At 69.3% G+C, this 26,718-nt stretch carries 23 protein-coding genes; 10 read left to right on the top strand and 13 right to left on the bottom strand.

Annotated features, from left to right (window positions below; translation table 11 throughout):
• Positions 1–82 precede the first annotated feature (82 nt).
• Both ACX80U_RS00965 and ACX80U_RS00960 read right to left on the bottom strand, forming a co-directional pair.
• The gene (locus ACX80U_RS00965) at positions 83–1,021 is read right to left on the bottom strand and encodes an ABC transporter permease subunit (protein ID WP_133082500.1); all 939 of its coding nucleotides are present in this window, start codon (positions 1,019–1,021) and stop codon (positions 83–85) included.
• The gene (locus ACX80U_RS00960) at positions 999–3,065 is read right to left on the bottom strand and encodes a beta-galactosidase (protein WP_459267119.1); all 2,067 of its coding nucleotides are present in this window, start codon (positions 3,063–3,065) and stop codon (positions 999–1,001) included. Before ACX80U_RS00960 ends, ACX80U_RS00965 begins: the two co-directional genes overlap by 23 nt.
• A 304-nt stretch (positions 3,066–3,369) precedes the next feature.
• Here ACX80U_RS00960 and ACX80U_RS00955 point away from each other — a divergent pair, with 304 nt between their 5' ends.
• Entirely contained in the window at positions 3,370–4,221 is an 852-nt protein-coding gene (locus tag ACX80U_RS00955; protein ID WP_459267118.1) for a trypsin-like serine protease, read from the top strand.
• Between the two features lie 16 nt (positions 4,222–4,237).
• Here ACX80U_RS00955 and ACX80U_RS00950 read toward each other — a convergent pair whose 3' ends face one another.
• Together ACX80U_RS00950 and ACX80U_RS00945 are read right to left on the bottom strand one after the other, a co-directional pair.
• Positions 4,238–4,942 carry a maleylpyruvate isomerase family mycothiol-dependent enzyme gene (locus tag ACX80U_RS00950; protein ID WP_208738973.1) on the bottom strand — a complete coding sequence of 235 codons (705 nt, stop codon included), beginning with the start codon at positions 4,940–4,942 and terminating at the stop codon, positions 4,238–4,240.
• On the bottom strand, positions 4,939–5,385 hold the full coding sequence (locus tag ACX80U_RS00945) for a VOC family protein (protein ID WP_459267117.1): 447 nt from the start codon (positions 5,383–5,385) through the stop codon (positions 4,939–4,941). Before ACX80U_RS00945 ends, ACX80U_RS00950 begins: the two co-directional genes overlap by 4 nt.
• Before the next feature lie 224 nt (positions 5,386–5,609).
• Here ACX80U_RS00945 and ACX80U_RS00940 point away from each other — a divergent pair, with 224 nt between their 5' ends.
• Complete coding sequence (locus tag ACX80U_RS00940) at positions 5,610–7,064, top strand: APC family permease (protein ID WP_133082505.1); 1,455 nt, start codon at positions 5,610–5,612, stop codon at positions 7,062–7,064.
• 31 nt (positions 7,065–7,095) lie between these two features.
• Positions 7,096–7,932: a PhzF family phenazine biosynthesis protein gene (locus ACX80U_RS00935; protein WP_459267116.1), complete on the top strand. Its 837-nt coding sequence runs from the start codon at positions 7,096–7,098 to the stop codon at positions 7,930–7,932.
• 27 nt (positions 7,933–7,959) lie between these two features.
• Here ACX80U_RS00935 and ybaK read toward each other — a convergent pair whose 3' ends face one another.
• Both ybaK and ACX80U_RS00925 read right to left on the bottom strand, forming a co-directional pair.
• On the bottom strand, positions 7,960–8,454 hold the full coding sequence (gene ybaK / locus ACX80U_RS00930) for a Cys-tRNA(Pro) deacylase (protein WP_208738970.1): 495 nt from the start codon (positions 8,452–8,454) through the stop codon (positions 7,960–7,962).
• Positions 8,455–8,470: 16 nt separating this feature from the next.
• Positions 8,471–8,836 (bottom strand): hypothetical protein, encoded by a 366-nt coding sequence (locus tag ACX80U_RS00925; RefSeq protein ID WP_459267115.1) that lies wholly within the window; start codon positions 8,834–8,836, stop codon positions 8,471–8,473.
• Between the two features lie 436 nt (positions 8,837–9,272).
• On the opposite strand from ACX80U_RS00925, the gene ACX80U_RS00920 reads away from it, so the two are divergent.
• Together ACX80U_RS00920 and ACX80U_RS00915 are read left to right on the top strand one after the other, a co-directional pair.
• Positions 9,273–10,286, top strand: coding sequence for a LacI family DNA-binding transcriptional regulator (locus ACX80U_RS00920; RefSeq protein ID WP_133082509.1), 1,014 nt, complete (start codon positions 9,273–9,275; stop codon positions 10,284–10,286).
• 32 nt (positions 10,287–10,318) lie between these two features.
• Positions 10,319–10,612, top strand: a complete 294-nt coding sequence (locus tag ACX80U_RS00915; RefSeq protein WP_208738968.1) for a DUF503 domain-containing protein — start codon at positions 10,319–10,321, stop codon at positions 10,610–10,612.
• A 64-nt stretch (positions 10,613–10,676) separates the two neighbouring features.
• Here ACX80U_RS00915 and ACX80U_RS00910 read toward each other — a convergent pair whose 3' ends face one another.
• The 6 genes from ACX80U_RS00910 to ACX80U_RS00885 all read right to left on the bottom strand — a co-directional run bounded on the left by ACX80U_RS00910 (position 10,677) and on the right by ACX80U_RS00885 (position 16,461).
• Positions 10,677–11,378, bottom strand: coding sequence for an HAD family hydrolase (locus ACX80U_RS00910; protein ID WP_208738967.1), 702 nt, complete (start codon positions 11,376–11,378; stop codon positions 10,677–10,679).
• A 110-nt stretch (positions 11,379–11,488) separates the two neighbouring features.
• Positions 11,489–12,703 (bottom strand): class I SAM-dependent methyltransferase, encoded by a 1,215-nt coding sequence (locus ACX80U_RS00905; protein WP_208738966.1) that lies wholly within the window; start codon positions 12,701–12,703, stop codon positions 11,489–11,491.
• Between the two features lie 9 nt (positions 12,704–12,712).
• Positions 12,713–13,471 carry an iron ABC transporter ATP-binding protein gene (locus ACX80U_RS00900; protein ID WP_459267114.1) on the bottom strand — a complete coding sequence of 253 codons (759 nt, stop codon included), beginning with the start codon at positions 13,469–13,471 and terminating at the stop codon, positions 12,713–12,715.
• Entirely contained in the window at positions 13,468–14,481 is a 1,014-nt protein-coding gene (locus ACX80U_RS00895) for an iron chelate uptake ABC transporter family permease subunit (RefSeq protein ID WP_208738964.1), read from the bottom strand. The genes ACX80U_RS00900 and ACX80U_RS00895 overlap by 4 nt, the downstream gene beginning before the upstream one ends.
• A complete protein-coding gene (locus ACX80U_RS00890; protein ID WP_133082514.1) occupies positions 14,471–15,484 on the bottom strand; it encodes an ABC transporter permease in 1,014 nt (337 codons plus the stop codon). Before ACX80U_RS00890 ends, ACX80U_RS00895 begins: the two co-directional genes overlap by 11 nt.
• A gap of 32 nt (positions 15,485–15,516) precedes the next feature.
• Positions 15,517–16,461 carry a siderophore ABC transporter substrate-binding protein gene (locus ACX80U_RS00885; protein WP_133082515.1) on the bottom strand — a complete coding sequence of 315 codons (945 nt, stop codon included), beginning with the start codon at positions 16,459–16,461 and terminating at the stop codon, positions 15,517–15,519.
• Positions 16,462–16,787: 326 nt separating this feature from the next.
• Between ACX80U_RS00885 and groES the strand changes: the two genes are divergently transcribed.
• Positions 16,788–17,084, top strand: coding sequence for a co-chaperone GroES (gene groES / locus ACX80U_RS00880; RefSeq protein WP_055768411.1), 297 nt, complete (start codon positions 16,788–16,790; stop codon positions 17,082–17,084).
• Between the two features lie 73 nt (positions 17,085–17,157).
• Entirely contained in the window at positions 17,158–18,774 is a 1,617-nt protein-coding gene (groL, locus tag ACX80U_RS00875) for a chaperonin GroEL (RefSeq protein ID WP_208738963.1), read from the top strand.
• A gap of 309 nt (positions 18,775–19,083) precedes the next feature.
• On the opposite strand, the gene ACX80U_RS00870 is transcribed toward groL, so the two are convergent.
• Positions 19,084–20,718, bottom strand: a complete 1,635-nt coding sequence (locus ACX80U_RS00870; RefSeq protein WP_459267340.1) for a ribonuclease J — start codon at positions 20,716–20,718, stop codon at positions 19,084–19,086.
• 301 nt (positions 20,719–21,019) lie between these two features.
• Here ACX80U_RS00870 and ACX80U_RS00865 point away from each other — a divergent pair, with 301 nt between their 5' ends.
• The 3 genes from ACX80U_RS00865 (at position 21,020) to ACX80U_RS00855 (ending at position 26,614) form a co-directional block, all read left to right on the top strand.
• Positions 21,020–23,074 (top strand): acyltransferase family protein, encoded by a 2,055-nt coding sequence (locus ACX80U_RS00865; protein WP_208738961.1) that lies wholly within the window; start codon positions 21,020–21,022, stop codon positions 23,072–23,074.
• Positions 23,075–23,198: 124 nt separating this feature from the next.
• Complete coding sequence (gene guaB / locus ACX80U_RS00860) at positions 23,199–24,725, top strand: IMP dehydrogenase (protein ID WP_208738960.1); 1,527 nt, start codon at positions 23,199–23,201, stop codon at positions 24,723–24,725.
• 59 nt (positions 24,726–24,784) lie between these two features.
• A complete protein-coding gene (locus tag ACX80U_RS00855) occupies positions 24,785–26,614 on the top strand; it encodes an ATP-binding cassette domain-containing protein (RefSeq protein WP_133082519.1) in 1,830 nt (609 codons plus the stop codon).
• The last annotated feature ends 104 nt before the right edge of the window (positions 26,615–26,718 follow it).

The following is a 26,718-nucleotide window of genomic DNA, read 5'->3' as shown; positions in this document are numbered from 1 at the left end:
GGTCCGCGGGTGCGGGTGTCGGCGCTGTTCGCCGTCGAACGTCCCCCGCGCTGGCGCTTGGGGGCGGTGGCTGGGGCTGCCGTCACTGGGTGACCTTCCGCTGGGTCGACTTCAGGAAGATGAAGGAGAGGATGAATGTGGCGAGGGCCAGGACCACGGAGAACGCCGCGGCGAGGTTGTAGTTCGGCACGGACGCCGTGGTGTAGACCGCGAGGTTCGGTGTGAAGGTGCTGTTGATCGCCGAGCTGAAGCTGCGCAGCGTCTGCGGCTCGGCCAGGAGCTGGAGCGTCCCGATGATGGAGAACACGGCGGTGAGGATGATCGCGGGGATCACCAGGGGGATCTTGATGCGCCAGGCGATCTGGATGTTGCTCGCACCGTCGAGCCGGGCCGCCTCGTAGATCTCGGTGGGGATGGCGAGCAGCGACGAGTAGATGATGAGCATGTTGTAGCCCACGTAGACCCAGGTCACGATATTCGCGATGGCCCAGAGCACGAGGTTGCCGGACAGGAAGTCGATGTTCGAGGTGACCGCGCCGAAGGGGGAGAGCGACGGCGAGTACAGGAATCCCCACATGATGGCGGCGATCACTCCGGGCACGGCGTAGGGCGCGAAGAACGCGAGCCGGAAGAACTTCTTGCCCTTGAGCAGGGGCGAGTCGAGGAGCAGCGCGAACAGCAGGGCGAGGCCGAGCATCACCGGCACCTGGATCGCGCCGAAGAGCAGCACGCGTCCCACGGATTCCCAGAACGCGGTGTTCTGGAACACCTGCTCGTACTGGACGAAGCCGCCGAAGACCTGCCGTGGCTTGCCGAATGTGCCCTCGCGCTCCACGGTGAGCAGCGACTGGACGACGGCGTAGACGATCGGGATCGCGTAGAAGGCGAGGAACAGGATCGCGAAGGGTGCGATGAACAGGGCCACCGCGCGGCGCTGTGCCCCCGACGAGCGGTTCTTCCTCGTGGCCGGGGGCGCCTTCGGGGCCTCCGCCGGCGTACTAATGACTGTCATTGCCTGCATCCTTTCGGCTCTGCGACGAGCCGTCGGTGTCGGGACGTGCTGGGGTGGTGCGAACGACGCGGACGGCGCCGGCGGGAACGACGACGACGTCGGCCACGGCCTCGGAGGTCAGCAGTTCCAGGCCGTGGACCCGGTGCTTGCGGTCCTCGGCGGAGTGGTTGATCAGGAAGAGGTAGTCGTGCGCGTTGCCACGGCGGGTCACGGCCTCGAGGCCGGACTGCGCCTCGGTCAGCCGGACCCCGGCGGTGACGGCGGCGCGCAGCAGCAGGTCCTTCAGGACGCTGCCGTCGAGCACGGTGCCGACGTACCAGGCCTCGCCCGTGCCGAAGCGGTTGCGGGTGACGGCGGGTGCGCCGGCGTGATGGCCGGTCGCATAGCTGAGCACCGGCTCGGCGGTGGTCAGGCGCAGCGCCTCCGACCACAGGGACGCGGGCGAACCGTTGTCGAGTGGAAGCGGATGCGCCGGATCGAGAGGGAAGAACTCCTCGGAGCGGACACCGAGCAGATCCCGGAAAGCCCCGGGATAGCCTCCGGGCCGCACCCGCTCGTTCTCGTCGACGATCCCGCTGAAGAAGGTGACGAAGGCAGAGCCTCCGCTCTCCACGAAATCGGTGATGACGGTGGCGTGCTCGTCGCGGACCAGATAGAGGTTCGGGACCACCACGAGCCGGTAGGCGGAGAGGTCGGCGCCGGGCGGCACGACGTCGACGGTGATCCCGGCATCCCAGAGCGCCCTGTAGGCGGCATGGATCTGCTCGATGTACCGCACGTCGCCGGACGGATGCGAGTCCTGGTCGTGGGCCCACCAGGCCTCCCAGCTGAAGACGAGCGCCACCTCGGCATGCACGGTGGTGCCCGCGAGCTCGCGCAGCTTTCCGAGCGAGGAGCCGAGTTCGACGACGTCGCGCCAGATCTGCGAATCGGTGCCGGCATGCGGCACCATCGCGGAGTGGAACTTCTCGCTGCCCTGCAGGGAGGCCCGCCACTGGAAGAAGCACAGGCCGTCGGCGCCACGGGCGAGGTGGGTGAGTGAGTTGCGGATCATCTCGCCGGGGCCCTTGGCGATGTTCCGCGGCTGCCAGTTCACGGCTCCGGTGGAGTGCTCCATGAGCAGCCAGGGCCGGCCCTGCGCGAGCCCGCGCGTGGTATCGGCGGCGAAGGCCAGCTCGGCCAGCGGCGCGTCGAGGCGGTGGTCAAGGTAGTGGTCGTTCGCGATGACGTCCATCTCCGGTGCCCACGTCCAGTAGTCCTGGTTGCGGATGTGCGCGGCGACCATGAAGTTGGTGGTCACCGGGGCATCGCTGTTCCGGCGGAGGACGGCCTCCTCGGCCGAGTAGTGCGCGAGCAGTTCGTCCGAGCTGAAGCGGTTGAAGTCGAGCGTCTGCGTCGGGTTGGTGGCCGAGAGGGTGAGCCTGGGGGGCAGAATCTGCTCCCAGGCGGAGTAGCGCTGGCTCCAGAAGGCGGTGCCCCACGCCGCATTGAGCGCATCGAGATCCCCGTAGCGAGCGCGGAGCCAGCCCCGGAACGCCTCGGCGGAGACATCGCAGTAGCACAGGGAGTTGTGGCACCCGATCTCGTTGGAGACGTGCCAGATGCGCAGGGCGGGGTGGCTGCCGTAGCGCGCGGACACCTTCTGCACGAGGGCGAGGGCCGAGTCCCGGTAGACGGGGGAGCTGGGACAGAAGGCCTGGCGGCCGCCGGGCCAGCGGACGGTGCCGTCGGCCGCGCGGGGGAGGATCTCGGGATGCGCCGTGGTCAGCCACGCGGGGGTCGACGACGTCCCGGTGCCGAGGTTGACGCCGATCCCGTTCTCCGCGAGGAGGTCCATCACCGCGTCGAGGTTCTCGAAGCGGAACGTGCCCTCCTCGGGCTCGAGCTCCGCCCAGCCGAAGATGTTGACGGCGACCAGGTTGACACCGGCCTCCTTCATCAGCCGGACGTCCTCGTGCCACACGGACGGGTCCCACTGCTCGGGGTTGTAGTCGCACCCATACACGAGCTGTCCTGTGCCGGACAGTCCTGCGACGGTGGTTGTGCGTGCCAAGCCTGCTCCTCGGTGGGGGTGTGCCGAATCCCTGCGACTGCGTGAGGGAGAAGACGAGCGGCGTTCTGTGAACGCTCCCAGAATTGGGCGGCCAAGCTCTCCATCGAGAATCTGTGAACGTTCCCAGAGTAACTGCGGTCACATCGGCTGTCAACGGCGACCATGCTCCGTCCCTTCAGCCAGTACATCCCTGCCTGCGCGGCGACGTCCGCCCTGGACCTCCGCAGCAGCGGGAGTATGACTCTCGGCCACCGTGGAGTTGTACCGTTCTCGAACCACTCTTCTTCCTGGGAAGGTTTCGATGATGAGACGTTTTCTCCGTAGCTCCGCCCTGCTCGCCGCCACGGCGGTCGCCCTGTCCGTCGCCGGCGCCTCCCCCGCGTCGGCCATCACCGGAGGGCAGCCGGACGGCGAGGAGCACCCGAATGTGGGGCTGATCCTCGCCTACGGTGACGATGGCGGCCGGTACCGTTGCTCGGCGACCCTGATCGAGCCGACCGTCCTCCTGACCGCGGCGCACTGCACCGACGGGACAGTGGGAAGCACCCTGGTCACCTTCGACTCCGTGGTGGCTGTGGCGCCGCCCGCACCGTTCCCTGACGCAGCGGATGCGTCGGTGGGGTACACGGACGCGGAGATCACCAGCGCCGGCTACCTGTCGGGCACCGCTGCCACCCATCCCGGGTACTCGGACTTCACGGATGTCGACAACTGGAACGACGTCGGTCTCATCGTCCTCGACGAGCCGGTCACCGATATCGAACCGGCGACGATCGCGCCGGTCGGGTACCTCGACCAGTTCGCGTCGCCCGCGCTCAACCGGACCCTCTTCGAGGTCGTCGGCTACGGCACGGAGGTGCGCAAGCCGGAGGCCGGCCCGCAGAAGCCACAGCCCATGTCCTACCCGCTGATCCGCCGGAACACCACATCGCCGGGCCAGAAGCTGACGCCGCAGATCCTGCAGTTGCAGGGCAACCCGAACGACAACCGCGGCGGAGGCGGCACCTGCTTCGGTGACTCAGGCGGACCCGTCTTCCACGGTGACTACATCGTGGCCGTCACGAGCTACACCTACACCGCGAACTGCCGCTACCTCGGCGGCTACCAGCGCGTGGACATCCCCGTGGTGCAGGACTGGCTCGCCGACGAGCTCTGACACCGTCCTGCCGGGGTCAGGCCCCGCCGGTGATCCTCGACCGCAGGACCGGCACCCCTGGCCCCGACAGGTCGGCGAGATACGCCGGGCGTCCGGCGAGGCACATCACGAGGGCGAGCAGGCTTCCACGGACCTCGGGCCCCTCGCCGGACGCGAAGGGGGCGTCGGTCGCCTCCAGTCGCAGGCCGGATGCGACACGGCGACTCGGGACGGTGAAGTTCCTCGCGACGAAGAACTCCGCCACCGGCAGCAGGGCGTCGACGCCGGGCTGCGTGGCGATGCCCAGCGGCCGCCGGATGTCCTGGGCGTGCACCACGATCTCCCCGAGGTATGCCGGCAGGTGCGGCGACGGTGCGATGGACAGGTTGACCACGGCGCGGAACCGGTCCAGCGTCGCCGCGGCGGTGGGGCCGCGGTGCTCGGACAGCCTGCGCCGGTTGTGAACGGCAGGGCGGAAGCCCGCGAGGAGCATGCTCCTGATCCACATCCGGCCACCGACGGAGGCTGCCGCCGAGAGATGCGCCGTCACCTCCTCGACGCTCCACTCGCCGCAGAGGGTAGGCAGGTCCCACTGCTCCGGGGAGAGCGCGGCGAGGTCGTCAGCAAGGGACGCACGCTCCGCATGGGCCAGGTCCCACAGCGCGTCACCGGCAGTCACGACCGCGCGGCCGCCGGTGCCGGAGGCCGCGCGTCGTCGTGCCGGCCCGAGGCCCGGCGTCATGCCGGCTGCTGCTCCCCGTACGTGGCCTGGACGGCTTCCCAGTCGCCGGTCCGGGCGATGGGGTCCATCCACATGATCTCCCAGTTGTGGCCGTCCGGGTCCGCGAAGGAGCGCGAGCGCATGAACCCGAGATCCTGGGCCTTGCCCTCGGTGGCGCCGGCCGCGAGGGCCCTGTCCACGACGGTGTCGATCTCGGCCGGGTCCTCGACACTGAGGGCGTTGATGACGGCCGAGGTGGTGCGGGTGTCGGCGACCGGCTTGTCCGTGAACTGCGCCCAGTGATGGTGCCCGAGGATCATCAGGTAGATGGTGTCGCTGATGGTGACGGCCCCGGCGTCGTCGTTGGAGAAGTTGGGGTCGAGCGTCCAGCCGAAGCTGGTGTAGAAATCCTTGGACTTCGCGAGATCGCTGACGGGGAGGTTGATGAAGACGTTGGTGGCCATGGCCGCTCTCCTGTTCCTGTGGTGACCCCTGCTGGGCCGTTGGTACCTATGAGACGGACGGTAGCTCGGGAAATCATCTGTGCCGGACGGCGATCCGGCAAGGGGTGCCACGGCAGGGGTGCGACGGCGGTCCCACCCGCACCCGCGGATTTCTCGTGCGCACCCCTTGCTAAGCAGGCTGATCAGGGCCACAGTGAGGTGGAAAACCACAGGGGAGGCCGACCATGAGTACTTCTGCCGAGCACGTGTCCGACGCACCCGCCACCACCGGCGAACCGGAACTGAAGCGGGTCCTCGGGCCCAAACTGCTCCTCCTGTTCATCGTCGGGGACATCCTCGGGGCCGGCGTCTACGCCGTGACGGGCACCATGGCCGGCACGGTCGGCGGCCTGGTCTGGCTGCCGTTCCTGCTCGCCTTCATCGTGGCGACGCTGACCGCGTTCTCCTATCTCGAACTCGTGACGCAGTACCCCCAGGCCGCGGGAGCCGCGCTCTACACCCACAAGGCGTTCGGCATCCACTTCGTGACCTTCCTGGTGGCGTTCGCCGTCGTCTGCTCGGGCATCACCAGCGCCGCCACGTCCGCGAACGTGCTCGCCCAGAACTTCTTCGGCGGACTCGAGATCAACGGCTGGCTGGACATGCCGGGCCAGGGTGTGATCACCGCCGTCGCGCTCGGCTTCATGGTCCTCCTGGCCGTGATCAACCTCCGCGGGGTCGGCGAGAGCGTCAAGTTCAACGTCGTGCTGACCCTCGTGGAGGTGGCGGCACTGTGCATCGTGATCGGTGTCGGGTTCCTCGCGATGGCGCAGGGCAACGGCAACGTCGGTGAGATCTTCGTCTTCACCGACTACCAGGACAAGGGCATGTTCCTCGCGGTGACGGCCGCGACGTCCATCGCGTTCTTCGCCATGGTGGGCTTCGAGGACTCCGTGAACATGGTCGAGGAGACCCAGAACCCCGAGCGCATCTTCCCCCGGACCATGCTGACCGGCCTCGGCATCGCCGTCATCTTCTACATGCTGGTGGCGATCTCCGTGGTCACGGTGCTCAGCCCCACCGAACTGGAGGGCATCCGGGAGGCCGAGGGAGCGGCCCTGCTCGAGGTGGTGCACAAGGGTTCGCCCGATTTCCCGATCGACAGGATCTTCCCCTTCCTCGCGGTCTTCGCGGTCGCCAATACGGCCCTGATCAACATGCTCATGGCGAGCCGCCTGATCTACGGGATGGCACGGCAGGACGTCCTGCCCCGTCCGCTCGCCAAGGTCCTGCCCGTGCGCTGCACGCCCTGGGCCGGTATCGCCTTCTCGACCGTCCTGGCCCTCGGTCTGATCCTCTACGTGACCAGCGATCCCGACAGCAACATCGTCGCGAACCTCTCGGGCACCACGGCGTTCCTGCTCCTGTGCGTGTTCACCATCGTGAACGTGGCCTGCGTGGTCCTGCGCCGCAAGCGGGACGTCAACCGGAAGGTGTTCTTCACGTCCCCGGGCCCGCTTCCCGTCGTGGCGGCACTCCTGTGCGCCTTCCTCGCCGGTCCGTGGGTGGGGCGCGACGTCGTCCAGTACCAGATCGCCGGCAGCCTCATGGCGATCGGCGTCGTGCTCTGGCTCGTGACCTGGCTGATCAACCGCAGGACCAATACCGAGGCGGGCGACCCGACGGCGGTCGACGGCTGAACAAGCGCTCGGCTGCCAGTAGCATCGCAGCATGGAGATCCTCCGCTACGCAGCCTTCACCGACCGCGCCGACGGCGGGAACCCCGCCGGGGTGGTCCTCGACGCCGACGGCCTGACGACCGGGGAGATGCAGGCCATCGCCACCGGCCTGGGCTATGCGGAAAGCGCCTTCATCTCGGAGCGGTCCGGCGGCGCGGCCACGATCCGCTACTTCGCACCCGAGGCCGAGATCCCGTTCTGCGGCCACGCGACGATCGCCACGGGAGTCGCGCTCGCGGACCGCGAGGGGGCAGGGACCCTGCTCCTGTCGACGCCGGTCGGCCCGCTCGGCGTCGACAGCAGGAACGTGTCCGGCCGGTTCGTCGCGTCCCTCGTGACGGTCGAGCCGCGGGTCGAGGTCATCGCGCCCGCCGTCCGCACGGACCTGCTGCGCCACCTGCGCCTGGGCGAGGACGACCTGGCCCCTGACCTGCCCGTGATGCTGTCCTTCGCGGGGAACATCCATCCGATCGTGCCCGTGCGCAATGCCGCCGTCCTGAGGAGCCTCGACTACGACTACGACGGGCTCAAGCGGCTCATGGCCACGCAGGGATGGAATGCGACCGTCGCCGTCGTGCACCGGCTCGGTCCCGCGGTTTTCGAGGCCCGCAATCCGTTCCCTCCCGGCGGGATCCGCGAGGACCCTGCGACCGGGTCCGCGGCGGCATCCCTGGGCGCCTACCTGCGGGCACGGGGCGGGGTCACGCCGCCGGCGACCCTCACTGTGCACCAGGGAGCCGACGTCGGCCGTCCCTCCGTCATCACCGTCGGCATACCCCGCACGGGCGGCGTGACGGTCTCGGGCGGAGCCGTGCCGATCGGCGCATAGGAGCGCGCCGTCACGGACATCTGCGCGCTAGGGTCCTGCGATGGGTGCCGACAGGGCGTTCGTGGCGGACATGAGATCGGCGGGCGCCAGCTCGATGTCCAAGCCGCGCTGGCCCCCGGACACGAACACCGTCGGATGGTCGTGGGCCGACCGGTCGATCACGACGGGGGAGGGCTGCCGCTGCCCGATGGGGGAGATCCCGCCCAGCACGTAGCCCGTCCGCCGCTGGGCCAGTGCGGGATCGGCCATCGCGGCCTTCCGCTTGCCGAGCGCGACGGCCAGCGCCTTGAGGTCCAGGGATCCGCTGACGGGCACGACCGCGGCGACGAGGGTGCCGTCGACGCTCGTCATGAGCGTCTTGAACACCCGCTCGGGTGGGACTCCCAGGGCGGCGGCGGCTTCCAGCCCGTAGGAGGAGACGCCCTCGTCGTGCTGGTAGGGCCGGGCGGTGAAGGGGATGCCGGCCGCGGTGAGGGCGGCCAGTGCGGGGGTGCTGCGGGACCCTGCGACCTTCCTGCCCACGGCACCTCCTCGGGTGTTACGACGCTGCGGCGACGTCTCCCGCCGGCGCCAGCTCCCGGACGTCCGGGTGGCCCCAGGCGCCGGTGAAGTCGCAGGACAGGATGAAGTCGGTCATCACCGGCCCGGTGAGGACGAGCCCTTCGAGGTAATCTACGCCGTCGCGCCGGGCCGGTTCCACTCCACGGGACCGGAGGGCGTCGAGGAGGGCGCTGGTGTCCGTCGGGTCCGCTCCGTCCGTCCCGTCCGTCCCATCCGAGGCGGGCACGGCTCGCAGGGAGGACCAGTAGAGGTAGAGGCCCTCGACCTCGTCGAGGGATGCGAGGGTGCCGTCGGCGGTGACGGTGGTGCATTCCTGGAGGAATTCTTCGATGTGCTGCGTCATGGTGGTGATCCTTTGCAGTGTCTGGAGAGCAGTGCCGGTGCAGGATGGGCCGGCGGAGGGGACCGCCCGAGCGTGATGTGCTCGGGAGCGATCGGGTGCGGGAGTGCGAGGTGCGCAGTCACCGCGTCAGGGCGCTGAAGAGCCCGCGGGAAGGGGTTACGTCGTCAGGACAGCGCGGCGCGTGCCGGGGCGTGGACTTGACGTGGGCGCAGGTCGGGATGCTGCACCGCCTGCGAGCGGCTGTGGAAGAAGGGCTTCGTGGTTGCTCATGATGCACTCCCCCTATCGGGGATGGTGCTCTGCTGTTGCGTGCCCGGCGGTAGCACCGGGGGAACGAAGAGAAGAACCGGGGGCAGCCGCCTTCTTCTAGACAACTGCCTTCACCCTACGCCCTTTCCGCGCCGATGGCCCGGAGAGGCTCGGCTACAGTACAGATATGCCCCCTCGCACCCGTAACCGCCGGGCGACGATCAACGACGTCGCGAGCGCCGCGGGGCTCTCCCGGGGCACCGTCTCCCGGGTCGTCAACGGCGAACGCTATGTGTCGGACGAGGCGCGGACAGCCGTCGAGGAAGCCATCGCCCAGGTGGGATACGTGCGCAATTCGGCCGCGAGGAACCTCGTGACCCAGGAATCCCGGGCGATCGCCCTGATCATCCACGAGCCGCACTCGCTCCTGTTCGAGGACCCGAACATCGGCTCCATCCTCCTCGGCGCCAACGCCGTGCTCTCGAAGGCCGACTACCAGCTCGTCTCGCTCATCATCGACTCGGACCGGGACAGCCGCAGGGTCGCCGACTATCTCCGGGGCGGGCTGGTGGACGGTGCGGTGATCGTCTCCGCCCGGGCGTCGGACCCCATCGCGTCGGCGGTGCGGGACATCGGTGTGCCGGCGGCCTTCGTGGGGCATCCCCCCGGCACGCCCGACCTCCCGTACGTCGCCATCGACAACGCGGCGGCGGCCCAGGCGATCACGCGGCGGCTCGTGGAGACGGGCCGCAAGCGGATCGGCATGATCGCCAGCGCGATGGACCGGGACTCGGGACATGACCGGTTCACCGGTTTCCGGAACGCCCTGGGCGGGCGCTTCGACGCCTCGCTCGTGGTCGAGTACCCGCTCTACACCTACGCGGCGGGCCTCGAGGGGATGCAGGAGCTGCTGCGTCGCTGCCCCGAGATCGACGGCGTCTTCGCGGCGTCCGACGCCGTCGCCGCGGGGGCCATGACCGCCCTGCAGGAATCAGGACGGAAAGTGCCCGACGACGTCGGGATCGTGGGCTTCGACGACAGCAGCTGGGCGCTGCGTACCCGCCCGCAGCTGTCCACGGTCAGGCAGCCCGCGGACCTGCTCGGCAGCACCGCCGCAGAGCTCGTCCTGGCCCAGATCAGGGGACTGCCGAGTCCGGTGCAGGTCCTGGAGACCACCGTCGTCTGGCGTGATTCGGCCTAGTCCGGGTAGCGCCCAGCCCAAGGAGGACCGCCATGTGGATCGGGTTCATCGAGTTCGACGTCCTGCTCGGCGACGTGCATTCGCTGAAGGGCAAGCGCTCCGTGGTGCGTCCGCTGGTGTCGGACCTGCGCCGCACGTTCGAGGTGTCCGTCGCCGAGGTCGGGAACCAGGACCTGCATCGCCGGGCCGTCGTCGGGGTCGGCATGGTCGGGGGCGACCGGCAGCACCTGGTGGACGTGCTGGATCGCGTGGAGCGATACGTCGCCGCGAGGCCGGAGGTGGAGCTCCTGAGCGCCCGGCGGCGGCTCCTGAGCAGCGAGGACTAGCGCCGGCAGGCGGGCGGGTGCGGACACCGGTCCGCCCCACCGGCTGCCCGCCCGCGCGCTGCCCTCAGGAGGTCGCGAGCCTGTGCAGCGCGCCGTCGTCGAACGCGTCGAGCAGCGCCCGGATGTCCTTGTACACCTCGACCGCCCCGGCGTCGCGCAGCTCGGCCTCGCTCGTCCCGCCCGAGGCGAGTCCGATCGTGGGGATCTTCAGGTCGGAGGCGGCGCGGACGTCCCACACCGAGTCCCCCACGAACACGGCGTCTGCCGCATCCAGGCCGCCGGCGTCGAGCGCCGCCCGGAGGATGTCCGGGGAGGGCTTGCTGTTCTCGGCGTCGGAGGAGCTGGTCGCGGCGCTGATCGCCTCGTCGGCGCCGATGATCCTCCGCAGCACGCCCAGTTCCTGCTGGGAAGCGGACGACGCGAGGACCACCGTGAGGCCGTCGTCGGCGCAGCGGCGCACGAGGTCCGCGGCTCCCTCGAAGGAGCGGAGGCCGGGCCAGTAGGTCGAGAAGACCGCGCCGTGCGTCGCGTCGAGTTCGGCGTCCTGGTCGGCGTCGCGGTCCTCGCCGAGGAGGTGCGCCACGAGTTTGTCGCCGCCCATCCCGATGGCCCGGTGGATCTCCGCCATGGGGACGTCGTGGCCGAACCGGCGGAACGCCTGCCACCAGGCGAGGGTGTGCTGGTAGTTCGAGTCGACGAGGGTCCCGTCGACGTCGAAGAGCACGCCGTGCCGTCTTCCCGATGTCTCCGCCGTGCCGTCCGCCATCTGCTGCCTCCCGCTCGATCCGTCTGTCCTCCCACCGAGTCTAGGAACGCGGACACCCGGACGGTGCGCGGCACGGTCGGTTGCGGGCAAGGGCGATGTGTGGCCTGCCGTCACGCCGGGCCGGCGGGCTCGACGACGACCGCCACCCGTTCGTCGCCGATGCGGGTCAGCACGAGAGTGGCCTTCTTGCGTCCCTTGCCCGATCCCGTCAGCAGCTGCTTCCGCACCTCCTCCGGCGTCACGGACGTGCCGCGCTTCTTGATGTCGAGGACGCCGATGCCTTCCGAGCGCACCCATGCCCTGAGCGCCTTCACGTTGTAGGGCCGTACCTGCAGCACGCGGTAGGCGCGCGCGAAAGGAGTGTCGGTGAACGACGGCGCGCAGATGTAGGCGATCATCGGGTCCAGCAGGTGCCCGCCGAGCTGCGCTGCGAGGTCCGCCACGAGTTCGGCGCGGATCACGGCGCCGTCGGGCTCGTAGAGGTAGCCACCGGGCTCGCCGACCGCGGCGGTGGGGCCCTCGCCGAACTCCGCCCCCGACACCATCTCCGCGGCGCCGCGGGGACCGATGACCAGCGCAGCCCGCCGGACGCCGTCGCGGCGGAGCGCGTTGAACCAGAGGCCCACCTCGGTGACGTCCCCGTCCACGGAGATCCACTGCGCCTCGCACGTCGACGGGATCGCCCCGTGCGGCATTCCGGGGCCCATCTTCACGCCGACGGGCGTCCCGCCGTCCGCCAGGCGCTGCACGAAGGACAGGGGAGGCGAGAACGCCTCGGGGTCGAAGAGTCGCGACGTACCCGACGTCGTCGTGGTCCGGCGTGCCGGATCGAGCCACACGCCGTCGTAGTCCGCGGTGTCCACGGATGCTGCGTCGGCGTTCACGACGCGCGCGTTGGGGAAGGGCAGCAGGTTCATGGTCGCCGCCGCGGCGGTCGTCTCGTCGAGTTCGACGGCGGTGACCTCGCGATCGAGGGTGGCCAGGGCCATGCTGTCCGCGCCGAGTCCGCAGCCGAGGTCCGCGACCCTCACGAGCCCGGCGTCGACGAAGCGCTGCGCATGGCGTGCCGCGACCATCAGGCGCGTGGCCTGCTCCAGTCCGGTCGAGGTGAACACCATGTGCTCCGCGAACGGCCCGAACTTCGCGGACGCCTTCGCGCGCAGGCGTGACTGCGTGAGGGCGGCGGCGACCACCTCGGGGGAGTGGCCGGCCTTCCGCAGCTGCTCCGAGAGGCGCAGGCTGTCGGCCTCGGTGTAGGGCCCGAGCGAGTTCAGCAGCTCCCAGCCCTCGGGCGTCAGGATGTCCGCGATGTTGTCCGAAGCCATGCTGCCAGCCTAGGCGAAGTAGACGCCGATCCTGTTGCCCCGGATCCGCTCCACCTGGATGTTCACGTCGTACACGTCCCGCAGCACCTCCGGTGTCATGATCTCCTCCGGCGTGCCCGAATGGATCAGCGCGCCGTCGCGCATCGCCACGATCGTGTCCGAGTAGCAGGAGGCGAAATTGATGTCGTGGATCACCAGCACCACGGTCTTCCCGAGGTCGTCCACGAGCCGGCGGAGCAGACGCATCATGTCCACCGAATGCCTCATGTCGAGGTTGTTGAGCGGTTCGTCGAGCAGGATGTAGTCGGTGTCCTGCGCCAGCACCATGGCGATGAACGCCCGCTGGCGCTGCCCGCCCGAGAGCTCGTCCACGAACCGGTCGGCCAGGTCGGTGAGGTCGAGGTAGTCGAGCGCCCGGTCGATGTGCTCGCGGTCGACCATGGTGGGCCGCCCGTTGTTGTGCGGGAACCGGCCGAACCCCACGAGGTCGCGCACGGAGAGCCGGACCGTCAGCTGGTTCTCCTGGCGCAGGATGGACAGGGTCCGCGCGAGGGCGGGTCCGGGCGTGGTGCTGACGTCCAGCCCGTTCACCCGGACCGAGCCGGCGTCGAGCGGGAGGAGCCGGCTCATCATCGACAGGAGGGTGGACTTCCCGGCGCCGTTGGGTCCGATGATCGAGGTGACACCCCCGCTCGGGATGGTGCAGGTGACGTCGTCCACCACGGTGGAGCTGCCGTAGCGCTTGGTGGCGTGGTCGATGGTGATCACCGGATACGGCCTTTCAGGAGGAGTGCGAGGAAGACGATGCCGCCGGTGAACTCGATCACGATGCTGAGCGCGGTGTCGAACTCGAAGACCTGCTCGAGGACGAGCTGCCCGCCCACGAGGGCGATCACGCCGAGCAGCACGGCGATGGGAAGCACGACCGCGTGCCGGAAGGAGCTGCACAGCTGGTACGCGAGCGCGGAGACGAGCAGGCCGAAGAACGTCGCCGGTCCTACGAGGGCCGTCGAGACGGCGACGAGCACAGAGCAGATCACGAGGACCAGCGTCACCGTCCGCCGGTGGTCCACCCCGAGGCCGACCGCGGTGTCCCGGCCCAGGGCCAGGACGTCGAGGCGGTGGCGCAGGCGCCAGGCGGGTACGCAGAGCCCGGCGACGACCACGGCGGAGATCAGCAGGAGCATCGGGTCCACGCGGTTGAAACTCGCGAAGAACAGGTCCTGCAGGATGATGAACTCACTCGGATCCATCAGCCGCTGGAGCAGGGACGAAGTACCCCGGAAGAAGACACCGAACACGATCCCCACCAGGAGCAGCAGGTGGAGGCTGTGCCCGCCACCGGTGAAGAGCCACCGGTACAGCAGCCAGGAGAAGGCGACCAGGAGCGTGACCTCGACGGCGAAGCGGAGGGGCGCGCCCAGTGTGAGGAGGGTCGAGGCACCGAGGGCGAAGGCGAGGACGGTCTGGATGAGGATGTAGAGCGCATCCAGCCCCATGATGGACGGCGTCAGGATCCGGTTGCCGGTGACGGTCTGGAACAGCACGGTGGAGACGCCCACGGCGGCGGCGACCAGCACCATGGCTCCGACGCGGTTCAGGCGCCGCGGCAGCACGTAGGCGAGGTTCCCCTGGAGGTCGACGAGGAGGAAGGCCGCGACGAGTGCGGCGGCGGCGATGCCGAGCACCACCAGCCAGGCGGCGGGCGGGAGGGTCTTCGCGGGCTTCCGCCCGGTCTGCACGACGGCGGTGGGCAGGGCGGTGGTCCTAGCGCGCACGGGCGGTCCTCCGGACGAGCAGGGCGATGAACAGGGCGCTGCCGACCACGGAGACGATCACGCCGACCGGCACCTCGTAGGGGAAGCGGATGATCCTCCCGAGGATGTCGCAAGCGAGGACGAAGCCTGCGCCGAAGACGGCGATCCAGGGCACGGACCGGCGCACGTTGTCCCCGATGAGCAGTGACACGAGGTTGGGGACGATCAGCCCGAGGAACGGGATGGCTCCCACGACCACGACCACGACGGCGCTGATCAGGCTGACCAGCACGAGTCCGAGGTTCATGGTGCGCCGGTAGTCCAGCCCGAGGTTGGTGGTGAACTCCTCGCCCATGCCGGCCACGGTGAAGCGGTCCGCGCACACATAGCCGACGACGGCGAGGACGGCGACGATCCACAGCAGCTCGTAGCGGCCGCGGACGAGGCCGGAGAAGTCCCCGATCATCCAGGTGTTGAGCGTCTGCAGCAGGTCGAAGCGGTAGGCGAAGAAGGTGGTCACCGCCGCGATGACGCCGCCGAGCATGATCCCGACGAGCGGGACGATCAGGGTGTTCCGCAGCGGGATACGCCGCAGGACGGCCAGGAAGAGTGCGGTCCCGGCCACAGCGAAGACGGCCGCGATTCCCATCTTCGCCACGATCGGCGCACCGGGCAGGAGCAGCGTGGCGACGAGGATCCCGGCTGTGGCCGATTCCACCGTGCCGACGGTGGAGGGCTCCACGAACCGGTTGCGGGCCATGAGCTGCAGGATGAAGCCGGCCACGCTGAGGGCGACGCCTGCCAGGATGATCGCCAGCGTGCGGGGGACCCGGCTCACCAGGAAGGTCTGCCAGACATCGGGGTCGCCGCCCAGCAGGTCGGCGGGGGAGACCTCCGAGACTCCGACGAAGAGGCTGAGGACGGCAAGCAGCAGCACGGCTCCGCCGGCCGGCCAGAGGGCCGGCGATCGGGTGGAGCCGTGCTGCTGTGCGGCCCGCTGGGGCCGGAGGGAGAGTGCTGCCATGGGGGCGCCGGCCGTGGGTACGGCGGAGCGGATCAGGCCGCGACGGCCTCGTCGACGGCGGAGACCATGGCGTCGAGGTTGTTCAGGCCGTAGCCGATCAGGTACCAGCTCGCGGAGTCGAGGTAGGTGATGGCGTCGTTCTTCGCTGCGTCGGTCCCGTTGACGAGTTCGTTGTCCAGGACGGCGGATCCGGCCGCGCCTGCCTCGCCGACGGCGGCGTCCCGGTCGATGACGAACAGGTGGGCCGGGTTGACCTCGGCGATGTATTCGAAGGAGACGGCTTCGCCGTGCGTGCCTTCGTTCTTCACCGCGGCTGCGGGCTCGACGCCGAGCACGTCGTGGATGAGGCCGAAGCGGGACCCGGTGCCGTAGGCGGTGACCTCGCCCGCGCTGGTCAGCAGGATCAGGCCGTCGCCGGCGGATGCTGCCGCTTCCTTCGTCTCGGCGATCCGGGTGTCGAGCGCGTCCAGGCGCTCGGCGACCTCGTCCTCGGCGCCGAAGATGCGGCCGAGGGATTCGGTGTGCCCGGTGAAGCTCGCGATGGGATCGGTGGCGTCCACGCTGAGGTCGATGGTCGGCGCGATCTCCGAGAGTTCGCCGTAGGAGTCCGCGACGCGCCCCGAGATGATGATCAGGTCCGGTGCGGCGGCGGCGATGGCCTCGAAGTCGGGCTCCTTCATGGACCCGATGTTCGTGGTGTCGCCGCCCTCGTAGGCCGAGAGCTGCTCGGGCAGCGTTCCCTGCGGGACGCCTGCGACGTCGACGCCGAGTGCGTCCAGCGTGTCCAGTGCGCCGAGGTCGAACGTGAAGACGGTCTCGGGGTCCACGGGCACCTCGGTGGTTCCCTGTGCGTGCTCGATCGAGACGGTCGAGGCCGCTGCCGGCTCGTCGGCAGCTTCGGAGGAACCACCGCAGGCCGTCAGGGCGAGGGTGGCCGCAGCGGCTGCGGAAAGGACGGCGAGGCGCACGTGTGCCATGGGATGAACTCCGAGTGGAAGGGGCCGGCCCGGCCCGATGTCGTGGAAGTAAGGGGTGCCTTACCTCTACGAATCTAGAGGGAAGCTCGGGAATTACGCAACCGAAGCATGCCCTATTCGGAGTGACGTCTGTCACCATTTTGCCTCCGGCCTGTCAACGCTGGCACTCGCCTTGACCGAGTGCCAGCCCTTGCATACAGTCGGAGTTGGCACTCGCTCCCTGCGGGTGCTAATCCAGAGGGAAGCGTTCGCCGGCACCGCGACGACGGTTCACGCCAACCCGACGGCCTACATTCCATTGGTAACGAACGCAAAGGAGAGCCCGAGTGTCGGTCTCTATTAAGCCTCTTGAGGATCGCATTGTTGTCCGCCCCCTCGAAGCGGAGCAGACCACTGCTTCCGGCCTCGTCATCCCGGACACGGCCAAGGAGAAGCCCCAGGAGGGCGAGGTCGTAGCAGTCGGACCGGGTCGCGTCGACGACAACGGCAACCGCGTCCCCGTCGACGTCGCCGAGGGCGACATCGTCATCTACTCGAAGTACGGCGGAACCGAAGTCAAGCACGGAGGCCAGGAATACCTGGTGCTGTCCGCCCGCGACGTCCTCGCCGTCGTCGTCAAGTAGTACCCCGATTGGAAAGCCCCGGCCCGCAGTGGCCGGGGTTTTTCTCGCTGCACAAGCCTGAAAGGAATCAACAATGGCAAAGCAGTTGGAATTCAACGACGCCGCCCGCCGTGCCCTCGAGGCCGGCGTGGACAAGCTCGCGAACACCGTCAAGGTGACGCTGGGCCCCCGCGGACGCAACGTCGTACTCGACAAGAAGTGGGGCGCCCCCACGATCACGAACGACGGCGTCACGATCGCCCGTGAGGTCGAGCTCGACGACCCCTACGAGAACCTCGGCGCGCAGCTGGCCAAGGAAGTCGCCACCAAGACGAACGACGTCGCCGGTGACGGAACCACCACCGCCACCGTCCTCGCGCAGGCACTGGTCAAGGAAGGCCTCCGCAACGTGGCCGCCGGAGCCGCACCCGGCCAGCTCAAGCACGGCATCGAGGTCTCGGTCGAGGCCGTCGCCAAGCGCCTCCTGGAGAACGCCCGCGAGGTCGTGGGCCAGCAGACCGCCAGCGTCGCGTCCATCTCCGCCCAGAGCACCGAGGTCGGAGACCTCCTCGCCGAGGCGTTCGACAAGGTCGGCAAGGATGGTGTGATCACCATCGAGGAGTCCTCCACCACGCAGACCGAGCTCGTCCTCACCGAGGGCATGCAGTTCGACAAGGGCTACCTCTCGCCCTACTTCGTGACCGATGCCGAGCGCCAGGAAGCCGTCCTCGAGGACGCGCTCATCCTGATCAACTCCGGCAAGATCTCCTCGCTGCAGGAGTTCCTCCCGCTGCTCGAGAAGGCCCTGCAGGCCGGCAAGCCGCTCTTCATCATCGCCGAGGACATCGAGGGCGAGGCCCTCTCCACCCTCGTGGTCAACAAGATCCGCGGCACCCTGAACGTCGTCGCCGTCAAGGCCCCGGGGTTCGGTGACCGCCGCAAGGCCATGATGCAGGACATCGCCACCCTCACCGGTGCGCAGGTCGTCTCGCCGGACCTCGGCCTCAAGCTGGACCAGGTGGGCCTCGAGGTGCTCGGCTCCGCACGCCGCATCACCGTGACCAAGGACGCCACCACCATCGTCGACGGCACCGGCAGCGAGTCCGACGTCGCCGACCGCGTGGCGCAGATCCGCGCCGAGGTGGAGCGGACCGACTCCGACTGGGACCGTGAGAAGCTCCAGGAGCGCCTCGCGAAGCTCGCCGGCGGCATCGGCGTCATCAAGGTCGGCGCTGCCACCGAGGTCGAGCTCAAGGAGAAGAAGCACCGCATCGAGGACGCCGTGTCCTCGACGCGTGCAGCCCTCGAAGAGGGCATCGTCGCCGGCGGCGGGTCCGCGCTGGTGCACGCCGGCAAGGCACTCGACACCGATCCCGACGTCCTCGCACTCGAGGGCGACGCGGCGACCGCCGTCGGACTCGTCCGCCGCGCCCTCGCCCAGCCGCTGCGCTGGATCGCCGAGAACGCCGGACACGAGGGCTATGTCGTCGTCGCGAAGGTCTCCGACCTCGAGGTCGGGAACGGCTTCAACGCCGCGACCGGCGAGTACGAGGACCTCGTGGAGGCGGGCATCATCGACCCGGTGAAGGTGACGCGCTCCGCACTGCGCAACGCCGCCTCCATCGCGGCGCTGGTGCTCACCACCGAGACCCTCGTGGTCGAGAAGCCCGAGGAGTCCGACGGCGAAGAGGGCCACGGCCACTCGCACTAGGACCCCTGGGCTCCGAGCCCGTCCCGTTCGACAGCAGCACCCCGGCTCCTCCGAGCCGGGGTGCTGCTGTGTGTCAGCGGGCCCGTGGCGTTTCGGTGTCGACGGGAGCGCCCACTGATCGGCCCGCGCCGGTGGGAATGCTCGGACATGCCCACCGGAGGGCCGTGATCAGTGGGTCGGTCCACACACCAGCACGGTCGGCGGTCGCTGTCGGGCCAGGTCGGGCACTGTCGGGCGCTGTCGGGCGGCCGGACGACGAAGGCCCCGGTACTCCTGGGAGTACCGGGGCCTTCGGGGTGCTGCCGGGGATCAGGCGTCGACGACGATCGCCGAGACCACGGGCTGGCGGTTGTAGTACCGGCGCATCCAGTTCGCCGTGGCCCGCTCGATGATGTCCTCCGGGTCCTGGCGGCGGCCGCCCTGGCGGTTGGAGGCGGAATCCCGCAGCGCCTTCTCGACGGCGGCGCCCGCCTTTTCGAGGTCCTCGTCGGAGCAGGAGAAGCCCTTGGTGAAGAACTCCGGCGCCTCGACGATGTCCCCGTTGTCGGGATCGATGATCGCGAGGACCGTGACGACACCCTCCTCGGCCAGGCGGCGGCGCTCACGGAGGTCCTCCTCGGTGATCCCGCCGACGCTGTCGCCGTCGACGAAGACGAGACCGGCCTCCACCTTGCCCGAGAGCGTGGCGCGACCGCGCACGAGGTCGACCGTCACGCCGTCCTGGGCGATGACCACGTTGCGGGGGTCGACGCCGGTGGCGACGGCGATCTCCGAGTTCGCCCGCAGGTGGCGCCATTCGCCGTGCACCGGCATGACGTTGCGCGGCTTGACGATGTTGTAGCAGTACGCGAGCTCACCGGCGCTGGCGTGCCCGGAGACGTGTACCTTGGCGTTGCCCTTGTGCACCACGTTGGCGCCGATCTCGGTCAGCGCGTTGATGATGCCGTAGATGGCGTTCTCGTTGCCCGGGATGAGGGAGCTGGCCAGCAGCACCGTGTCACCCTCGCTGATGCGGATGGCGTGGTCCTTGTTGGCCATGCGCGAGAGGGCCGCCATCGGCTCCCCCTGCGAGCCGGTGCAGATGAGGACCACCTTGTGGTCGTCGCTGCGCTCGAGCTTCTTGAAGTCGACGAGCAGGCCCTGCGGGATGTTGAGGTAGCCGAGGTCCGCCGCGATGGTCATGTTGCGCACCATCGAGCGGCCCACGAACGCCACCTTGCGGCGGTGCTGGTGTGCGGTGTCGATGATCTGCTGGATGCGGTGGATGTGGCTCGCGAAGCTCGAGACGATGATGCGGCGGGGGGCGGTGCGGAAGACCGCGTCGATCGCCGGCGCGAGATCCTTCTCCGAGGTCGTGAACCCGGGGACGTCGGCGTTGGTGGAGTCCGTGAGGAACAGGTCCACGCCCTCGGCGCCCAGGCGTGCGAAGGCGCCGAGGTCGGTGATGCGGCGGTCCAGGGGGAACTGGTCCATCTTGAAGTCGCCTGTGTGCAGCACCATGCCGGCCGCGGTGCGGATGGCGACGGCGAGGCTGTCCGGGATGGAGTGGTTCACGGCGACGAACTCGAGGTCGAAGCCGCCCATGGTCCGACGGTCACCCTCCTTGACCTGCACGGTCTTCGGGGTGATGCGGTGCTCCTTGAGCTTCGCCTCGATGAAGGCGAGTGTGAGCCGCGAGCCGACCAGGGGGATGTCCGCGCGTTCCTTGAGCAGGTACGGGACGGCGCCGATGTGGTCCTCGTGCCCGTGCGTGAGCACGACGGCGACGACGTCGTCGAGCCGGTCCCGGATGTAGGAGAAATCGGGCAGGATGACGTTGACGCCGGGCTGGTGCTCCTCGGGGAACAGGACACCGCAGTCCACGATCAGCAGCTTGCCCTCGAACTCGAAGACGGTCATGTTTCTGCCGATCTCACCGATGCCACCGAGAGCGACGATGCGCATGGCTCCCTTGGCCAGTTCCCGTGGTGCTTTCAGTGCGGCAGGTCTCTTATTCACAGATCAGTTATCTCTCGTTCATGCGGGGGCGGGGCGGCGGCCCTCGGACGTATGTCGGGGCCGGCAGACCCGGCGATTCCGTTCGGGTGGTCCCCGGCGTTCCCGGGGAGATACTCCTTCTAGGGTACGTGCTACGCGGGCGACCGGACGGATCGGGCTCCCCGGGCACCGGCATCGCCGAAGATCACGAAACGGTAAACTGGGATTTTGCGTCCGCCCGATCCCCAGGCCTCCGAGGAGGAACAGCATGGTTACCGCCTCGCAGTCCCCGCCGTCCGTGGCCCTCGGGGAGCAGCCGGCCCGCCCGGATGAGCGCCGGTTCCGGCCGGAGGTCCAGGGACTCCGGGCGCTGGCCGTCGGCATGGTGGTCGTCTACCACGTGTGGCTCGGGCGGGTGTCGGGGGGTGTGGACGTCTTCCTGCTCGTCTCCGCCTTCCTCCTCACCGTCACGTTCACCCGGCGCCTCGAGGCCGCGCAGCCCCTCGACCTGGCCGCCTACTGGCTGGGGCTGCTGAAGCGGCTCCTGCCGGCCGCCGTCGTGGTCCTGCTGTCCGTCCTCGCGGCAACCGCAGTCCTCGTGCCCGGTTCGCGCTGGCGATCCGTGTTCGATCAGACCTGGGCATCCCTGACCTACCGGCAGAACTGGCAGCTCGCGGCCGACGCCGTCGACTACTACGCGCTCGACTCCAGCGCGGCCAGCCCGCTCCAGCACTTCTGGTCCCTGTCCATCCAGGGTCAGGTGTTCCTGCTCTGGCCGGTCGTCTTCGCGTCCGCCGCCGTCCTCGTCGCGGTCACCCGGCTGCGGCCCCGGCCCGTCCTCCTGGTCCTGTTCGGCGCCGTCTTCGCGCTGTCGCTCGCGTTCTCCGTCTGGCAGACCGGCGCGGACCAGGCGGCTGCCTACTTCGACACCCGCGCCAGGCTCTGGGAATTCGCCCTCGGCTCGCTCGTGGCGCTGGCCCTGCCCTATCTGGTGGTGCCGGCGCGGGTCCGGGTGGTGCTGGGCTGGGCCGGCGTGGTCATGATGCTCGCGTGCGGCGTCCTCCTGCAGGTGCAGCAGCAGTTCCCGGGCTACATCGCCCTCTGGCCCACGCTCGCCGCCGCCGCCGTGCTCGTCGCGGGCCGCACGGACAGTCCCGCGGGCGTGGACCGCTGGTTGTCCTCGGCGCCGCTCCTGCGGCTCGGCAACGTGTCCTACGCCCTGTACCTGTGGCACTGGCCCGTCCTCGTCCTCTGGCTCGTCGTCGCCGACAAGCCGAGAGCCGGGATGCTCGACGGCGGGATCGTCATCGCGGCCTCGCTCGTCCTGGCCGTGCTCACTATGCGCTTCGTCGAGGAACCGATGCGCGCCTGGCAGTGGCCGACCGTGCAGCGCAGGCGGACCGGCCTCGTCGCGGCGCTGGCCCTCGCGCTCGTGGCCGTGCCCCTCTCGGGTTGGGAGTACCGGGTCCAGGCACAGGAAGCGGCGGTGCAGCAGCAGACGGACGACGACAACCCGGGCGCCGCAGCCCTGGCGCCCGGCTTCCGGTTCCGGGGCGCGGAGGACGCGTTGGTGAAGCCGCTGGCCAGCAGCCTCGGCGCCGAGTGGGCGGAGGTCGACGGGCCCTGCCCGGACGCCCTGATGCCCGCTGATCCCCGGTTGTCCTCGTGCGTCCGCACGGGGGACGAGTCGACGGCGGAGCGGACCATCCTGGTGCTCGGCGACTCCCATTCCCAGATGTGGATGACGGCGCTCGGTGCCATGGCGACGAAGAACAACTGGCTCGCCGTCTCGGTGCACAGGCCCAGCTGCCGGTTCGTCGATGCTCCGAGCACCGTCGATCCCGAGTGCCGGGCGTTCAACGACGCGGTCCGCGACTACGCGCTCGAGCTCGCGCCGGACGCCGTCCTGACGGTCGGCACGCGGACGGACTGGAGTTCGCCGGCGGAGGAGGTCCCGGCCGGGTTCGAGAAGGGGATCGCGCCCCTGCTCGCGGCCGGCATCCCCGTCGTCGGCCTGCGGGACACGCCCCGCTTCGAGGACGACATGGCCGAGTGCACGGCGCTCAACGCCACCGACCCCTCGGCCTGCGACGTCCCCCTGGCCGAGGTGCTGGCGCCGTCGTCGCCGCTGGCCGCCGTGGCCGACCGCGTGCCGGGACTCGAGCACCTGGATCTCACCGACCTCGTCTGCGCCTCGGCGACGTGTTCCGGCGTCGTCGGCAACGTGCGTGTGTTCATGGACCGGGACCACCTGTCCAAGACCTACGTCTCCACCACCGCGCCGGCGTTCGAGCAGCGGCTGAGGGCCGTGCTCGGCTGGTGACGTGAGTGGTGTCACCGGAATAGGGCGCCCCTGCGATCCGTTCTAGACTGGCAGAGCCCGCCGGCGCAGCCCGCCGAAGGCCCCCAACCCACTCCCATCGGGCGACACCGAAAGAGGCGCAGCAGTGAGCGAGCAGTCCGGCCAGAACGAGACCCACGACCCCTTCGGATTCATCGGCCTCACATACGACGACGTCCTCCTGCTGCCCGGCCACACCGACGTCATCCCCTCCGAGGCCGATACGTCGTCGCGCATCTCCAAGCGCATCACCGTGAAGACGCCACTGCTCTCCTCCGCGATGGACACCGTCACGGAGTCGCGCATGGCCGTCGCCATGGCGCGGCAGGGCGGCCTCGGCGTGATCCACCGCAACCTGTCCATCTCCGACCAGGCGGACCAGGTGGACCGGGTGAAGCGCAGCGAGTCGGGCATGATCACCAACCCGCTCACCATCGGCCCCGACGCCACCCTGCAGGAACTCGACGAGCTCTGCGGTCACTACCGGGTCTCGGGTCTGCCCGTGGTCGACGGCACCGGCCACTTGCTCGGCATCGTCACCAACCGCGACACGCGCTTCGTGCTGGAGCGTGACTTCCCGCGCATCCTGGTCCGCGACGTCATGACGAAGATGCCGCTCGTCACGGGGCACGTGGGCATCAGCGGCGACGACGCCATCAACCTCCTCGCCGGCAACAAGATCGAGAAGCTCCCCCTCGTCGACGACGAGGGCATCCTCCGCGGCCTCATCACGGTCAAGGACTTCACGAAGGCCGAGCAGTACCCGCTGTCCACGAAGGACGACGACGGCCGCCTCCGCGTCGGCGCTGCCATCGGCTTCTTCGGCGACGGCTGGGAGCGCGCCATGACCCTCGTCGAGGCGGGCGTGGACGCCCTCTTCGTCGACACCGCCAACGGGCACAGTGCGGGCGTGCTCGAGATGATCTCGCGCCTGAAGGCGGAGAAGTCCGCGGCGCACGTGGACATCATCGGCGGCCAGGCGGCAACCCGCGAGGGTGCGCAGGCACTGATCGACGCCGGCGCCGACGGCATCAAGGTGGGCGTGGGACCCGGATCCATTTGCACCACGCGCGTCGTCGCGGGCGTCGGCGTCCCGCAGGTCACGGCCATCTACGAATCCGCGAAGGCGGCGATCCCCGCAGGCGTGCCCGTGATCGCCGACGGCGGCCTCCAGTACTCCGGCGACATCGGCAAGGCACTCGTGGCCGGCGCCGACACCGTGATGCTCGGATCCCTCCTGGCAGGATCCGCCGAGGCGCCCGGCGAACTGATCTTCGTCAACGGCAAGCAGTTCAAGACCTACCGCGGCATGGGATCGCTCGGTGCCATGCAGACGCGCGGCAAGAACACGTCCTACTCCAAGGACCGTTACTTCCAGGCCGACGTGACCGGCGACGACAAGCTGATCCCCGAGGGCATCGAGGGCCGCGTCGCGTATCGCGGGCCGCTCGCGTCCGTGGCGTACCAGCTCGTCGGCGGACTCCGCCAGACCATGTTCTACACCGGTGCTCGCACCATCCCCGAGCTGAAGGCCAAGGGCAAGTTCGTCCGCATCACGGCTGCCGGTCTCAAGGAATCCCACCCGCACGACATCCAGATGACGGTGGAGGCACCCAACTACGGCTCCAAGTAGCACCTCGCGTCGTATCGGCCGCCCGATCCCGAGCACCTCGGACGGGAGGCCGATGCCGTATGAGCGGACTCCCGCAGCCTGAGGTCGCCGCCCGCCGCAAGCTCCGGCTCGGGCCGTATGCCCGTGCCGTCGGGCAGGTCCTGGTGGTCAGCGCGAAGGCGTCACCGGGCGCCGTCGCGATGAAGGTCGCGGGCTCGCTCATCTCCGCGGTCCTGCCGCTGGTCACCACGTACTTCGCGGCCCTGACGACGACGGCGCTCGCCGCCGCCTACGCGGGCGACCCCGGCGCCGGGCGGTCCGCCGTCGTGTACGTGGTCGTGACGGCCGTCCTCGGGCTGCTCTGGGGAGCCTTCACGAGCATCGACCGCTACATCCAGCAGGTCCTGAGCTTCCGGGTCGGCGCGATCGTGGGCGACCGCATGTACGAGCGCTTCCTCGCGCTCGAATTCTGGCGGTACGACGACAAGGAGACGGTGGACCTCTACGACCGGGCGCGCCGCTTCTCCGACTCCTACGCGCGGGTGCTGGACCGCATCGCGGCGATCTTCACGCAACTGGTGTCCGTGGTCCTCGCGATCGGGGCGCTGCTGCTGGTCAGCTGGTGGATCGCCCTGATCGTGCTCATCGCGATCATCCCGAGCGTCTATCTCCAGTTCCGGCTCTCCCGGGAGCAGATGGCGCACTGGAACACCCAGGTGGACTCCCGGCGGCAGCGCCGCATGATCGAGACGAACCTGATGAAGCCGCAGCACATCGCCGAGATGCGGCTCTACGGCATCGTCCGGTATCTCATGGACCTGCGCTCGACGCTGCGCGACGCCGACGAGAAGCGGCGGCTGGACTTCCAGAAGCGGTACATCCCGAAGCAGCTGCTCGCGGACGCCCTCCAGTACGGGGCCGAACTGCTGGCCCTCGTCTGGATCGTGGGTCAGATCATCGCCCGCGCACAGCCCGTGGGGCAGTTCCTCTACGTCCAGCAGATCGTCAGCCGGGCGCTGAGCACGGCCAACAACCTCGTGTCCTCGCTCAGCTCCATCGACGAGGACCTCGCGAACCTCAAGGACTACGAGCAGTTCATGGACTTCCCGCTGTCCACCGGGGCTCCCGGCCGGCTGGAGGGTGCGCCGTCCGCCGTCGAACTCCGCGACATCCACTTCACCTATGCGGGCGGTGAGGTGGAGGTGCTCAAGGGCATCTCCATGTCCTTCGACCGCGGCACCCACGTGGCCATCGTGGGGGAGAACGGTGCGGGGAAGTCCACGCTCATCCGGGTGCTCGCCGGGCTGTACCGGCCCAGCAGGGGAGAGGTGCTGCTCGACGGACGGGACCTGCGCGGGATCGGCATCGACGACTGGCACCAGCACCTGGCGGTCATGTCCCAGGACTTCCTGCGCTACGAGTTCGCCACGGCCGCCAACAACATCTACTTCGGCGACGTGCACCACCCCCGCGACGACGAGCGGGTACTCCGGGCGGCACGGGACGCGGAGGCCGCCGAGTTCATCGAGAAGATGCCGAGCGGCTTCGACAGCTACGTCAGCAACTGGATGGAGGACCCCCGCGGGCGGAAGGGCAGCGGGCTGTCGGGCGGGCAGTGGCAGCGCCTCGCCATGGCCCGCAACTTCTACCGGGACGCCCCGTTCATCGTGATGGACGAGCCGACCTCCGCCATCGACGCGCTCGCCGAGCACCGCATCTTCACGCGGCTCTTCGCCGATCGCTCGAGGACGATCATCGCGATCAGCCACCGGCTCGCCACCATCGAGAAGGCCGACGTCGTGTACATGCTCGAGGACGGCCGCGTGGTGGAGTCCGGCACGCATCGGGAGCTCGTCGCGCTGCGCGGACGGTACTACCGGATGTTCGAGAGCCAGCTGCCCGAGGACTGAGCCGCCGACCCTTTGTCCGCGACCACGCCGGGCGTATCCTCGAGGCCTGCAACCATCCACGGAGGATGGCGCAGGGATCGGTCTCCCATCAGCGCCCGACTCGT

Source organism: Arthrobacter sp. TmT3-37 (assembly GCF_054510835.1).
The sequence above is the reverse complement of the archived record's forward strand: the minus strand, read 5'-3'. Positions and strand labels throughout refer to the sequence as shown.

What these genes read in the sequence shown, in the direction of transcription:
- ACX80U_RS00920 (WP_133082509.1), top strand. Translation starts at nt 9,273, where the DNA reads ATGCCCCCTCGCACCCGTAACCGCCGGGCGACGATCAACGACGTCGCG.
- ACX80U_RS00950 (WP_208738973.1), bottom strand. Translation starts at nt 4,942, where the DNA reads ATGACGCCGGGCCTCGGGCCGGCACGACGACGCGCGGCCTCCGGCACC.
- ACX80U_RS00865 (WP_208738961.1), top strand. Translation starts at nt 21,020, where the DNA reads ATGGTTACCGCCTCGCAGTCCCCGCCGTCCGTGGCCCTCGGGGAGCAG.
- ACX80U_RS00935 (WP_459267116.1), top strand. Translation starts at nt 7,096, where the DNA reads ATGGAGATCCTCCGCTACGCAGCCTTCACCGACCGCGCCGACGGCGGG.
- ACX80U_RS00915 (WP_208738968.1), top strand. Translation starts at nt 10,319, where the DNA reads ATGTGGATCGGGTTCATCGAGTTCGACGTCCTGCTCGGCGACGTGCAT.
- ACX80U_RS00885 (WP_133082515.1), bottom strand. Translation starts at nt 16,461, where the DNA reads ATGGCACACGTGCGCCTCGCCGTCCTTTCCGCAGCCGCTGCGGCCACC.
- ACX80U_RS00905 (WP_208738966.1), bottom strand. Translation starts at nt 12,703, where the DNA reads ATGGCTTCGGACAACATCGCGGACATCCTGACGCCCGAGGGCTGGGAG.
- ACX80U_RS00910 (WP_208738967.1), bottom strand. Translation starts at nt 11,378, where the DNA reads ATGGCGGACGGCACGGCGGAGACATCGGGAAGACGGCACGGCGTGCTC.
- ACX80U_RS00855 (WP_133082519.1), top strand. Translation starts at nt 24,785, where the DNA reads ATGAGCGGACTCCCGCAGCCTGAGGTCGCCGCCCGCCGCAAGCTCCGG.
- ACX80U_RS00870 (WP_459267340.1), bottom strand. Translation starts at nt 20,718, where the DNA reads ATGCGCATCGTCGCTCTCGGTGGCATCGGTGAGATCGGCAGAAACATG.
- ACX80U_RS00890 (WP_133082514.1), bottom strand. Translation starts at nt 15,484, where the DNA reads ATGGCAGCACTCTCCCTCCGGCCCCAGCGGGCCGCACAGCAGCACGGC.
- ACX80U_RS00925 (WP_459267115.1), bottom strand. Translation starts at nt 8,836, where the DNA reads ATGACGCAGCACATCGAAGAATTCCTCCAGGAATGCACCACCGTCACC.
- groL (WP_208738963.1), top strand. Translation starts at nt 17,158, where the DNA reads ATGGCAAAGCAGTTGGAATTCAACGACGCCGCCCGCCGTGCCCTCGAG.
- ACX80U_RS00945 (WP_459267117.1), bottom strand. Translation starts at nt 5,385, where the DNA reads ATGGCCACCAACGTCTTCATCAACCTCCCCGTCAGCGATCTCGCGAAG.
- ACX80U_RS00965 (WP_133082500.1), bottom strand. Translation starts at nt 1,021, where the DNA reads ATGCAGGCAATGACAGTCATTAGTACGCCGGCGGAGGCCCCGAAGGCG.
- ACX80U_RS00940 (WP_133082505.1), top strand. Translation starts at nt 5,610, where the DNA reads ATGAGTACTTCTGCCGAGCACGTGTCCGACGCACCCGCCACCACCGGC.
- ACX80U_RS00955 (WP_459267118.1), top strand. Translation starts at nt 3,370, where the DNA reads ATGAGACGTTTTCTCCGTAGCTCCGCCCTGCTCGCCGCCACGGCGGTC.